Raw genomic sequence first — 13,868 nt, 5'->3', positions numbered from 1 at the left:
AATTCGTTCTTTACATAACTGATGGTCAAACCGGGTGCGCTTTTGGATGAGGAGTTGCTGCTGCTTTTAGCAGGGGGAGACCGCGTAGCGTTCGAGGAGTTGTTCTTACGTTATGATACTTTGTTATTTAGTTATGCTTTTCGGAAGTTGCAGGATAAGTATGAGGCGCAGGATGTGGTGCAGGAGGTGTTTATTGCTTTATGGAATAAACGGGAATCATTTATGTTGCAGACAACTTTGCGGGGCTATTTGTATAAATCGGTGTTGAATCGGGTACTGGATATTTTTAAGCATCGGAAGGTCAAGGCGGCTTATAGTAGTCAATTCGTGGAAGTGGATAGCGCCCAGACTGATTATTTGCTAAGGGAAAAAGAGATAACGGCGTTAATTGAGAAGGAGATAGCTATGATGCCACCGAAAATGCGGGAGATTTATGAACTGAAGCGCAAGGATTTCCTGTCGACCAGGGAGATCGCTGGAAAACTGGACATTTCTGAGCATACCGTTAATACCCAAATGAAACGGGCTTTAAAACACCTGCGTGTTAAATTGGGGGTTTTAGTTTACCTCTTCTATATCTTACATTAACAATTTTTTAATTTTTTTTTAACGCGTTGTACCTAATCGGTATTTCATGATCGTCTATGTCTTATAATGGAGCAAAAAACGATCACCGAGTTATTAGAGAAAATAAAAAACTGTACTGCAACTCCAGCTGAAGAAGCAAGTGTTAAAGCCTGGTTGCACAAACTGAATGAAGCAAATGCTTCCGGTCTTTCCGACGAAGACCTTTTACATGGCCGTACCGCCATGTGGCAGGCTATTTACTCTGCGACTACGCCTCGCACACGCTCTCTTTGGCCGCGCATAGCCGCTGCCGCGTCCATATTATTTGTATTGTCATTCGGAGGTTATTATTTACTATACAAGCAGGCTTTCCAGACAGTAGCTGTAACCTACAAAATTGATATTGCGCCTGCCCTTCATCATGCAACTTTAACTTTAGCTAACGGCCAGCAAATTGCCTTAACCAAAACGGTCGCCGGAAAGCTGGCCCAGCAAGGAAATACCGCTGTCGCCGTATTGGCAGGAACAGGATTGACTTATTCGACCATTCCGGAAGATAATAGTACAAAAGTTGAATACAATACACTTACTACTGTAAGAGGCGAACAAGCACCATATCCATTGCAATTGGCTGATGGGACAAAAATTTGGTTAAACGCCGCTTCTAGTATTACTTTCCCGGTGGCTTTTAATGGTAATGAAAGGAAAGTAACGGTTACCGGCGAAGCTTATTTTGAAGTTGTGCACAACGGCGCAAAACCATTCCGGGTATCGGTGAAAGATCAAACGATTGAAGATATAGGGACTCATTTCAATATAAATGCTTACGATGATGAGGCAGTTATTAAAACTACGTTATTTGAGGGAAGTGTCAGTATTGCTAAAGACAAGGCTAAGGTTGTTTTAAAACCAGGTCAGCAAGGTATAACAGCTGCAAATATATCCGGAATTAAAGTTAATAATGTGGATACAGAGGAGGCATTGGCCTGGAAAAAAGGCCGTTTCTATTTCGAACACGAAACATTACAAAGTGTAATGCGGAAGATTTCGCGCTGGTATGACGTTGATGTACAATATCCAACCGACCAGACATTACACACAAATTATTGGGGCAGGATGTCCCGTGAGACTAATATATCTGTGGTATTGAACAGGCTTGCGGTAACTAATAATGTACGATTTATAGTTGACGGAAAAAAGGTCATTGTTTTAAAGAAATAACTTATAAAACCTAAATAAAAACTATTAATTAATCTCAAAGTATAAGGCGTATGAATAAATAAGGAAACCGGCAACTAAGGTGATCAGTGTAAAAAATAAAGCGGAAGTGTTCTAGCACTCCCGCTTATTATCTGGCCAACCTCTCCAGGAAAGGAGGAATTATTATTGAGCAATATTTCACAATTAAACCAGACCATCAAATGTATAAAAAATTTACCCAATTTTTTTGTACGCCGGAAGGCTACATCCATAAATTCTTGCTGATCATGAAATTAACGGCAGTTTTAATCATCGCAACACTTTTACAGGTGAGCGCAGCAAGCTTCGCTCAGAAGATAACCTATGTCAATAGCAGCGCATCTTTAAAACAAATTTTTATAGAAATTCAGAAGCAGACGGGTTATGATATTTTAATTTCGGGCGATGCATTGAACACAGAACCCAATCAAGTAGTTAATTTTAATCGAACCCCTTTAAAAGAAGTCTTGGATAAGTCTTTGCAGGGGCTGTCACTTACCTATGAAATAGAGGGTAAAACCATTTTAATAAAAGAAAAATCATTTTTCAGCAAAATACTTGCTGCGGTATCAGCAAAGAATGTTAACGGGAACGTTGTTGATAAAGAAGGAAACCCATTAGTAGGGGCTACAGTTATTGTTTTAGGTACTACCAATTCAACTTCAACATCCCTATCTGGTAGTTTTTCCTTAACAAATGTAGATGAGGGTGCCACCATTCGCTTTTCCTATATAGGCTATATTTCCAGGGATATTAAAGCAAGTGCCGACTTATCTGTTATTAAGTTGGAAATTGGCAACTCTAAATTAGATGAGGTAAAGGTTATCGCCTATGGTACTACCACGCAAAGGTTAAGTACCGGTAGCCAGGGAAGCATAAATGCAGCAGACATTGAAAAACAACCGGTGAACAATATTTTAGATGCCTTAGTCGGCCGCATTGCCGGTCTGCAAATTACCCAGACTAGCGGAATTTCAGGAGCCGCGCCTAAAGTAAAGATCAGAGGTCAGACTTCTATACTTGCTACAACAGATCCCTTATATATATTGGATGGCGTTCCAGTTAGTAGCGCGCAAGCTCTTACCGTATCCGGCGCATTAGACAACCGATCATTAAACCTGTTAACTAGTCTAAATACAACTGATATCGAATCGGTAACCGTTTTAAAGGATGCCGATGCGACAGCTATTTATGGATCCAGAGGTGCAAACGGAGTTATTCTAATAACCACTAAACGCGGTAAAGTGGGTAAGATGGCCATCAATATAAGGGCTTCAACAGGCATACAGCGGGTAGGCAATCGGTTAAATCTGCTTGATGTAAACCAGTTCCTCGCCATGCGTAAGGAAGCCTTCGCCAATGACGTTACTTATGGGGGGTCCACTACTGTTCCTACGGTAACCAATGCGCCGGATCTTTTATTGTGGGACCAAGCTAATGTACACGACTGGCAGAAAGAGTTTATAAGCAAAACAGCGGTAAGCAATGACCTTGGGCTTTCTATTAGCGGGGGTAACGAGAATACAAAATACTTGATTAGCGCGGGCTACCACAAAGAAGGTACAGTAATGCCCGGCGATTCAAAATTTATCCGTAAATCTCTTGCGGCGAATATCAGTAGTAGTTCAGAAAACAAGAAGTTTAATATGGAGGCACGCACCACCTATAGCGAAACCACTATTAACCTTTTGCCTACGGACTTAGTACAATCCATTTTCCTGGCACCCCATTATCCGATTTATAATTCTGATGGCAGCCCGAACTGGACCTATACTACTTTTCCATTGTCTTATACCCTGCAACACTACTATGCGCCAACTACAAACATTGGTATAAACGGCCTGATGAGCTATGAATTTATACATGGCCTCAAACTTAAGTTGACCGGTGGCTTTAATACAACTACATTAAAAATGTCGCAGGAGCAACCGCTCGGTTCTTTTGATCCGACCAGCAGTTCCGCAACCGCAACATTGGACAAACAGACTACCGACAATAAAAACTGGATACTTGAACCCCAGTTGGAGTACAGCCACACTTTCAATAAACATCACATCACTGCCTTGCTTGGCAGCACTTTCCAAGAAACTAAATATAATTCCCTCTTACAAAAAGGTACGAATTTTCCTAATGACAACTTGATAAGTAATATAGGTTCGGCGGGAACAATTACCACAAGCAGTCAGTATACGCCTTATAATTACAACGCCTTTTTCGGCCGCTTATCTTACGATTTTAATCAGGAAGTTCTGGCAAATGTTACTTTCCGTCGCGATGGGTCATCCCGTTTCGGCCCCGGAAATAAATTTGGAAATTTTGGCGCGGTAGGTTTGGGCTGGATATTTACGCAAAGGGAATGGATAAAAGATAATCTTCCATTCTTAAGCTATGGAAAAATAAGGGGCAGCTATGGTATTACCGGAAATGACGGGATCGGAGATTTTGCCTATCTGAATACTTATTTCTCAGGCTTTGGAGGATATAATGGTTCACCTGGCCTGGTGCCCGCGGGAATTGCGAATCCGGACCTGCATTGGGAAACAACTAAAAAACTGGAAGCTGCGTTAGAACTTGGATTTTTAAATGACCGCATTTTATTATCCGGCACTTATTTCAGAAACCGTTCAGGCAACCAACTGGTAAGTAACAATGTTTCAACACAAACAGGGTTTTTCAATTATCCAGCCAATTTCCCTGGTTTGGTTCAGAACAAGGGCTATGAACTGGAGCTTAATACCAAAAATATAGCTGGTGCTTTCACTTGGAATACTAGTTTTAATTTCTCTAAATCAGACAATAAACTGGTGGAGTATCCTGACTTTGCTTCATCAGCATATACATTTAGATATGCGCTCGGTGAGTCATTAAACGTTATCAAGGCCTACCAATTAGCCGGGCTAAACGCAAAAGGTTTACCAATTTATAAATTGGCAAACGGTACTACGGGCGAATTCCCGGGCAATGATGACCGTATTATTGCGGGCGCTGCTGACCCTATGTATGGCGGTATTTCAAACGAATTTAGCTACAAGGGATTTACCTTTAGTTTCTTTATACGTTATGAGAGGCAAGTAGGAGTGCCTGCATATTATCCTAACAATAACGTAGGAGGCAGTTCTACTGCCAACTGGAGTACTTTTGTACTTGGCAGGTGGCAAAAACCTGGTGACGAGGCTAATACCATTATCCCGAGGTTTACGAGAAACTTTGCCTATCAGTCTTTTTATTACCTGAGTGCTGACCAACTTATCCAGACCAGGCATATTTTTAGGTTAAGTAACGCAGCATTGGCCTATACACTGCCCGCTGCGTTTAGCTCTAAACTAAAAATGAAACGTGTGCAACTATACGTAAATGGTCAAAATCTCTATGTTTTTGATCAACACAGAGCGTATGAACTGGATCCGCTAACCGGTAACCAATCTCTGCCACCGCTCAGAACAATAATATTTGGTATGAATGCATCATTTTAATCTGATTTTATATGAAAAATTATCATAAACAAACTATAAAAGCCATTTTCGGTATTCTGCTAATCAGTCTTCCACTATGGTCATGCAAAAAATTTGTAGACATTAAGCCGACGACAAGCCTTTTGGGCGAATTTATTTTCGACAATGATGCAACTGTAAAGTCGGCATTAAATGGAGTATATATAAAGTTTTCCAGTAACTATAGCTCGGCTTATACAGAGCCGGCTTTGTACGCAGATGAACTTACCTATGCCTACGATAAGGTACCGGAACTTAATGCTTATACTCCAGATATCTCCAATGGTTTTTTTGACCGATATTATGCTACAATATATAGTGCAAATGCCATCCTGGAAGGGATAGGTAGCGCATCGAAGATAACCCCCGCCACAGCTGCTTTAGTAAAGGGCGAAGCACTTTACTTGAGGGCTTTCAGTTATTTTCAACTGGTGAACTATTATGGAACTGTACCCTATGTCACGATGACCGACGCCAATATTTCCGGCCAGGTAGGGAATACACCGGTTGCTACCATTTATCAGAACATCATCGCCGATTTGAAAACATCTGCCGGTTTGTTAATGAATGCTTATCCTGTGCCGAACCGCACAAGAATTAACAAACAGGCGGTCAATGCGCTATTGGCCAAAGCATATCTTTACACTAAAGATTGGGTAAATGCGGCCAGTACCGCAGACTTGGTTATAGGTTCTGGTATTTACAGTATTAACAATGATTTAAACGCTGTGTTCGCTGCAACTAGTAACGAAACGATTTTTCAGGTATGGAATTCAAGCGGTACAGCATTGGGTAATCAGTTCCTGCAATATAGTCCGACCTCTAGCGTAACTTATCCGATAAGACCGGAATTGGTAAATAGTTTCGCGGCGAATGATCTGCGTAAAGGAACTTATATTAAGCCTGGAACGGGACCCGCTTTAGCAACAAATACCTACGTTGTAAGTAAATATAAGGCAAATGGCGCAACCGCCGGACAACCTGTGGAATATCCTATCATTTTCAGGTTGGCAGAAATCTATCTGATCAGGGCTGAGGCACTGGCACAGCAAGCTACACCAGCGTCGATAGCTGCAGGTGCGTCCGATCTGCAGGTAATTCGCACCCGTGCGGGTTTAACAACGCCATTAGTAATCAGCACATCAACGCAACTGCTTACTGCTTTGGCCGATGAAAGAAGAAAGGAATTATCATTTGAATTAGGAAACCGCTGGTTCGATATAAAACGCACTGACCAGGCACTTGCTGTTCTACAGCCACTAAAGCCCGGTATTGATGCGCATATCTTACTGCTTCCTTTTCTAAGAAAATACACAACGCTTAACAAAAACCTTATACAAAACTTGGGCTACAAATAAATAATAAACCTTTAAGTTACGGTGTATGCTAATAAGCGAATTAACGTACACCGTGCTTTTTATTTATCAAATAACTTACCATTTATTAACCAATATGCACAGCTATGATATCATGGACTGGGAGAAATTCGTAAAAAAAATATTTAATGAAGAATCAAATTTTAAGAATTGAGCATTTATCGCACCGTTATAGTAGTAATTGGGCCATACGCGATATTAACTTGGAGATAAACCAAACAGGCATTACCGGCTTGTTAGGCTCCAACGGCGCGGGCAAATCTACTACTATGAATATCATGTGTGGGGTGTTGAATCAAACTGAGGGTGAGGTTTATATTGATGGTATAAATATGCGTAAAGATCCAGAAGCTGCAAAGAAATTGATAGGCTTTTTGCCGCAAAATCCCCCTTTATATCTTGATCTTACTGTAGATGAGTATCTAACCCATTGCGCGTATTTACGCCTGATGGATAAGAGCCAGTTAAAAGCTGCGCTTGACGATGCAAAAGAGCGTTGCGGCATAACCCACTTTAGCAAAAGACTGATAAAAAATCTTTCGGGAGGCTACCGTCAGCGTGTGGGCATTGCCCAAGCCATTATTCACCGCCCCAAAATGGTAGTATTGGATGAGCCAACAAACGGCTTAGATCCTAACCAGATTATTGAAGTCAGAGCATTAATAAAAGAAATTGCCGAGGACCGTACGGTGATATTTTCTTCGCATATTTTATCAGAGATCCAGTTGTTGTGCAAGGATATTACCATGATCGAGGGCGGTAAGATCGTATTTGCCGATACCATGGATGCATTTAACAATTATGTGGAGCCTCATAGCGTGCTGGCACAGCTATACAATCCGCCGCCAAAAGAAGAGCTATTGAATATACCGGGCGTTACACAAGTTGAATTTCTGACCGAAAGACAAGTACGCTTGTTTTTTACCGGAGATGCAGCGATTTCTGAAAAGATTGTGGAGGTCAGTGTTAAAAAAGGCTGGCAGTTAAGAGAGATCCACCTTGATAAAAGCTCTGTTGATGAAGTATTCGCCCAATTGTCAAACAAATCAAAAACTAATTAAATGAAAACTATCTACAAAATAGCCAAATTAGAACTTAGCACGCTATTTTACTCGCCCATTGCATGGTTTTTAGCCATTGTTTTTCTATTTCAGGCAAGTATGGCGTATACGGGAAATATACATAGTTACCTAAATCTTCAAGATCTGGGCGGGGCTAATTTATTATACCTCAGATATCTTACTTTACATGTATTCGGCCCCCCTTTTGGGATGTTTTCAGTGGTCATGTCTAAAATATATCTGTATCTCCCTTTGCTTACTATGGGGCTGATCAGCCGTGAAGTTAGTAGCGGCACCATCAAACTTCTTTATTCATCCCCAATAAAAGTAAGCCAAATCGTTCTCGGAAAGTTTTTTGCTATGGTGGGTTATAATCTGTTGCTTATTGCCCTATTGGGTATTTTAGCTATATCAGGCCATTTTAACATTAAGTCGCCTGATACCGGGGTGTTGCTATCAGGGATGCTGGGTATTTTCCTGTTGCTATGTGCCTATTCGGCCATCGGGCTGTTCATGTCCTGCCTTACTTCTTACCAAATCGTGGCGGCCATCAGTACTCTGGTGGTATTTGCTGCTCTGGAGTATGTTGGAGAACTATGGCAGGGTATTGACTTTGTCAGAGACCTTACTTATTTCCTTTCTATCTCCCAGCGTACAAATCATTTCCTTTTGGGCCTCATGGAGACTAAAGACCTCTTATATTTTGTTATTATTTCGGCCCTTTTTCTTGCCTTCAGCATTATTAAACTACAATCAGATCGGTCAACCAAATCATTTATTGTCATAGCGGGCAGGTATAGTGTTGCCTTCGTTTTGGCCCTAGCACTAGGTTATATCAGCGGTATTCCCGGCTGGATTGGCTACCTCGATGTAACATCCACCAATATCAACACACTTACACCCAATACGCAGAAGGTGATAGCGCAGATTGGGGATGAGCCGTTAGAGATCACTTCTTATGTGAACCTCTTGGATCCGCATTTTTCTTTAGGTGGCCCGGAACATCGAAATGCTGATCTCGACCGTTGGGCAAGGTATTTAAGGTTCAAGCCCAATATCAAATTGAATTATGTATATTACTATGCCGCACAACTTGATCCAAACGCAAATTTGGGAAAGTACTATCCGGGAAAAACGCCTAAGCAACTTGCCAAGCGGTTTGCTGATACTTACAAGGTTGATTTTAAAAAATTTAAAACCCGGGAAGAAATAAATCAGATCATTGATCTCCGGGCTGAACAATATAGAAATGTGGCGCAAGTGAAGTTTAAAGGTAAAACCACATTTTTGCGGTCCTTTAATGACCAAGAATATTGGCCTGGGGAGGCCGAGGTCACTGCTGCGTTAAAAAGACTGACAGTAAGCCTTCCCAAGATAGCATTTTTACAAGGGGAGTACGAGCGAAGTATCGATAAATTAGGCCCCCATGACTTTGGCGCGATAGCGAATGACATTACGTTTAGATACGCTTTAATCAACCAGGGATTTGATGTTGAGACTATAACACTGCAAAATCAGGATATCCCTAAAGGCATTAGTGCGCTGGTAATAGGCGACCCCAGGACTGCATTCAGTCCCGTAGTTTTAGGAAAAATTCGAAAATATATTGCCGATGGCGGTAACCTTCTTATTGCAGGTGAGCCGGATAAAAAGGCTGTTCTGGAACCCATACTTGAGACTTTGGGCGTAAAAGCAATGGATGGCTTATTACTGCAAACCAACAAGGATAATCCCCCGGACTTGGTAAAACCACTGTTAACCAAAGCTGCAACCGAACTCTCGGCTGGGCTGATAGAACCCTTTACTGATAGCGTAGGCGTAAAAATGCCAAGCGTAATGGGATTAAACTATAGGCCTAGTAACTCTTATCGGGTAAAACCTTTATTGATGACAGACGCAAAAATAACCTGGAACAAAAAAGGCAAGGCTGTGCTGGACTCTGCGGCGATCGAATATTCTGCCGTTGATGGCGACGATCATAGTTCCATTTCAACCGTATTGGCATTGACCAGGAATGTTAATGGAAAAGAGCAGCGCATTATTGTGGCGGGGGATGCCGACTTTCTAACCACAACTGCAATGACACCTTACGGAAATTCCAACTTTGCATTTAATACACAGCTATTCAGATGGTTCACCTATGGGCAGTTCCCGATTGATACCAGTCGGCCAGAATCACAAGAAACGAAAATTAATTTAACCAGTTCAAGTTTTGACACCCTCAAAGTTTTCCTTTTAGGAATCTTGCCCGGAATCATCTTAATATTTGCCGTTATATTCCTGATCAGGCGTAAAAGAAAATAATATGCTATTTACTACCGACCAGCAAACTATTGAGGACCTGAACATATTCGGGAAGCATTCGCGCGCTTCAATATATACCTTGTTTAATCATACGCATACAAGGGGTGCCGCGGATCTGTTGGAAGAGATGTTCAGGTTCCCACTGTCTGATGCCGCTGCTATTAATAAGCGCAGCGGCGTCATCAGGTATTTTTCTATCATTCCCTCATTTCCTTTTGATGCCGAGCTTTTTGATATTGTAGAACAATACCTGGGTAATACAGACGAAAGGACAAAACTATCGCGCGAAGGCGACACCGTTATAAAAAGGCTCAATAACTTAATAGCCGAGGATAGCAACTATAAATTTATAAACAATGGTGTATCTGCTTTTGTAGCGATCGTAAACGCGCTTAAAGCATTTACAACGTCGCTTACGTCAGTAAATAAAACAGCGTATCAGCAGGATAAGGAAGCTATTGATGGTTTACTTAATGAGGCGTTGTTTAAACAGGTGCTTCTAAATAGTAATAACAGCAAGTTATCCTTTGAAAAACTATCCGAACTGGATATTTTATTCCGGTTTCAGTACCGTGAAACACTGATGAAGCTATTACGCTATATTTATTATATAGATGTTTATATATCAGTCGCGCGCATTGCTGTCGAAAATAATTTTGTGTTCCCAATAGCGCTGGAAGGCAATACACATAGCATGCGGGTAGAAGGCGTTTATCATCCGCAGTTAAAAGGCGCGGTAGCTAACAATTTTGATCTCACGCCGGCAGGTAATGTTGTGTTTTTAACCGGGGCAAATATGGCCGGTAAATCAACCTTCATGAAATCATTAGGTACTGCTATGTACCTGGCACATATGGGTTTTCCGGTAGCGGCAAGATGCATGGAGTTTACCGTAATGGACGGGATTTACACCACCATTAACCTGCCCGATAACCTTGGCTCCGGTACCAGTCATTTTTACGCTGAGGTATTGCGGGTAAAGAAAGTAGCCAAGGAACTGAGTTTAGGTAAAAACTTATTTGTAATCATCGATGAGCTTTTTAGGGGTACCAATGTAAAGGATGCCTACGAAGCCACGATAGCTATCACCGCAGGTTTTGCTAACAAGCGCAACTCTATGTTCGTTATTTCCACCCATATTATTGAAGCAGGCGAAGTATTGAAAAGGATGTGTGAGAATATCAGCTTTAGCTATCTGCCTACCCTTATGGATGGCAATAAACCTGTGTACACTTATACGCTTGAAAAAGGTATTACCGACGACAGGCACGGAATGATCATAATTAATAATGAAGGTATTATAGACCTGCTGAAAAACGGCACAAAGAAAACAGCATGAGTTTTATAGCAGATAAACAAACTCTGGATGACCTGAACCTCACGGGCAGGTATAAACAGGATTCCATATTTAATCTTTTTAACGGGGTAAAAACAACCGGCGGCGAAAAGCTGCTCGAAAAAATGTTCCGCCAGCCACTGGCTGATCCGGAACAAATGAACCTACGCACCCGGATCTTCAAATATTTTCAGGGTAAAGCGTTAACCTTCCCTGCAGGCAGGCAGGAGTTTGATGTAATGGAAAACTATATCAGCGGGGGTACACCAAACCCTAATTTAATATTTGCCGGCACGGGCAATTTACGTAAACTGGTATTGGCAGCGGCGATAAAAGACGAACAGTATGTCACTATGCAAACCGGGATTCTTGCTACGATAGCCATATTAAAATCCTTTGCGTTGTTTATAGATGAATTTGATGACAAGGACAACCCTTACGCACAACAGCTACAAATTGCGAAAGCATTTTTTAATGACAATCGCCTTAACTGGCTTAGTTGGGAAGACGCTAAAAAGCTATCATTTAGTAAAACCACTTTTTACGATCATTTACTAAGGCATACCCTGCAAAAAGAGATGCAGGTGCTTATAAACATCATTTATCACATAGATGTATATATAGCTGTTGCCGGCATTGCTGAAGAAAAAAACTTCACTTATGCAACCGCATTACCAAAACAGAGCAATCTTATAAAGGCAGAAGGGCTTTATCACCCATCATTAAAAAACGCGGTAAGTAATACGCTAAGCCTGCACCAACAAAGCAATTTGCTTTTTTTAACAGGCGCTAATATGGCCGGCAAATCAACGCTGATGAAAACGTTTGGTGTGGCCATGTACCTGGCGCATTTGGGTTTCCCGGTTGCGGCTAAACAAATGGAGTTTTCTATTATGGATGGTATTTATTCATCCATCAATGTGCCCGATGACCTGAGTATGGGTTACAGCCATTTTTACGCGGAAGTATTGCGGGTAAAAACAGTGGCTGAAGAAGTAAGCAATGGCAAAGATATGGTAGTAATATTTGACGAGCTGTTTAAAGGGACCAATGTTAAAGATGCCTTTGATGCAACGCTTGCGGTAACAGAAGAATTTTCCGCTTACAAGAATTGCTTTTTTATCATTTCTACGCATATTATCGAGGTTGGCGACAAGCTGATGGAAAAAGAGAATGTGCAGTTTGGTTATATGCCTACTTTAATGGATGGGAATGTGCCCACCTATCCCTACACCATGTCAGAAGGCATCACTACCGACAGGCAGGGTATGATAATTATTGAAAATGAGGGCATACTGGAAATATTAAATAGCGCATCAACAATACCAAATTAAACAACAAATACCATGAAAAAACTAATTCTATTGGCCCTCGTTATAGTTCCGGCATTGGTTTGGGCGCAAGACGGCACTTTTACCTTGAAAGCTAAAATTGGTACTGAAAAAGCACCGGCCCAAGCATACTTAATTTACCCGATAGCCGGAAAATATATTATTGATTCTGCTTTGCTTGATAACGGGGCCTTTACTTTTAAAGGAACATTAGCCGAGCCGACAAGCGCGCAATTGGTAATGGATCACCATGGCGTTGGACTGGCTAAACTGCGCGGCAAACCGGGCGATCTGCAAGCATTATACCTGGACAAAGGCACCATAACTGTTAACGGGAAAGATTCGGCGAAGACAGCTATAATTACAGGTTCCTCTATAAACGAAGCGTATAAAAAATTCATACTGGCAACTTCACCCCCTGATAAAGTGATAGCCAGGATCAATGCCGATTATGCAGCAGCAACCGCAGCTCAAAAAAACGATCAGGCGTTTGTGGCTGGTCTTCAAGCCCGTTTAAGTAAGGCAAACGAAGAAAAAAAAGCGCTGTTGTTTGATTTTGCAAAAAAAAATCCCACCTCTTACATTGGGCTTGTGGCATTAACTCAATTTGCCGGTGATGTCATTGATGCCGAACAAATTGAGCCGGTATTTAAAACTTTACCTGCTGCTATACAAAACACTCACTTGGGCGTGCAGATTGCCAAAGCGATAGCTTCAACACGTGCTACAGCTATTGGCGCTATAGCACCATTGTTTATTCAGAACGATGTAAATGATAAACCGGTGTCGCTGGCAAGCTTTAAAGGTAAATATGTACTGCTTGATTTTTGGGCATCGTGGTGCGGCCCATGCCGCAAGGAAAACCCTAACGTAGTAAAAGCCTATCATCAGTATAAAGACAAGAACTTTACCGTGTTAGGCGTTTCATTGGACATGCCAGGAAAAAAAGCAGACTGGCTTGCGGCAGTTAAAGCTGACAGGCTCGAATGGACCCAGGTATCTGATCTTAGGTATAGTGAGAACGCGGTTGCAAAACTTTATGGCATCAATGCTATCCCGCAAAACTACCTTATTGACCCCAATGGTAAAATTATAGGTAAAAACCTTCGCGGCGATGAATTAGCAAAAAAGCTGGCTTCAATATTTAATTAACCCAACTAGTA

Annotated in this window: 9 protein-coding genes; all 9 read left to right on the top strand. The window is 41.6% G+C overall.

The genetic code is table 11. The features are described from left to right. Positions 1-21 precede the first annotated feature (21 nt). Positions 22-588, top strand: coding sequence for an RNA polymerase sigma-70 factor (locus ABIB50_RS13400; RefSeq protein WP_429380234.1), 567 nt, complete (start codon positions 22-24; stop codon positions 586-588). A 66-nt stretch (positions 589-654) separates the two neighbouring features. Further along, positions 655-1,788, top strand: coding sequence for a FecR family protein (locus tag ABIB50_RS13395; protein ID WP_429380233.1), 1,134 nt, complete (start codon positions 655-657; stop codon positions 1,786-1,788). Positions 1,789-1,988: 200 nt separating this feature from the next. Next, the gene (locus ABIB50_RS13390; RefSeq protein WP_429380232.1) at positions 1,989-5,279 is read left to right on the top strand and encodes a SusC/RagA family TonB-linked outer membrane protein; all 3,291 of its coding nucleotides are present in this window, start codon (positions 1,989-1,991) and stop codon (positions 5,277-5,279) included. Between the two features lie 11 nt (positions 5,280-5,290). Further along, the gene (locus ABIB50_RS13385) at positions 5,291-6,655 is read left to right on the top strand and encodes a RagB/SusD family nutrient uptake outer membrane protein (RefSeq protein ID WP_429380231.1); all 1,365 of its coding nucleotides are present in this window, start codon (positions 5,291-5,293) and stop codon (positions 6,653-6,655) included. Between the two features lie 146 nt (positions 6,656-6,801). Further along, positions 6,802-7,734, top strand: a complete 933-nt coding sequence (locus tag ABIB50_RS13380; protein ID WP_429380230.1) for an ABC transporter ATP-binding protein — start codon at positions 6,802-6,804, stop codon at positions 7,732-7,734. Then, complete coding sequence (locus ABIB50_RS13375) at positions 7,735-10,038, top strand: Gldg family protein (protein ID WP_429380229.1); 2,304 nt, start codon at positions 7,735-7,737, stop codon at positions 10,036-10,038. Position 10,039: 1 nt separating this feature from the next. Beyond that, positions 10,040-11,377: a MutS-related protein gene (locus ABIB50_RS13370; protein WP_429380228.1), complete on the top strand. Its 1,338-nt coding sequence runs from the start codon at positions 10,040-10,042 to the stop codon at positions 11,375-11,377. Continuing rightward, positions 11,374-12,708 carry a MutS-related protein gene (locus ABIB50_RS13365; RefSeq protein ID WP_429380227.1) on the top strand — a complete coding sequence of 445 codons (1,335 nt, stop codon included), beginning with the start codon at positions 11,374-11,376 and terminating at the stop codon, positions 12,706-12,708. The genes ABIB50_RS13370 and ABIB50_RS13365 overlap by 4 nt, the downstream gene beginning before the upstream one ends. Before the next feature lie 12 nt (positions 12,709-12,720). Beyond that, positions 12,721-13,857 carry a redoxin domain-containing protein gene (locus tag ABIB50_RS13360; protein WP_429380226.1) on the top strand — a complete coding sequence of 379 codons (1,137 nt, stop codon included), beginning with the start codon at positions 12,721-12,723 and terminating at the stop codon, positions 13,855-13,857. The last annotated feature ends 11 nt before the right edge of the window (positions 13,858-13,868 follow it).

This window comes from Mucilaginibacter sp. UYCu711 (genome assembly GCF_050433825.1).
GTDB lineage: Bacteria > Bacteroidota > Bacteroidia > Sphingobacteriales > Sphingobacteriaceae > Mucilaginibacter.
The sequence above is the reverse complement of the archived record's forward strand: the minus strand, read 5'-3'. Positions and strand labels throughout refer to the sequence as shown.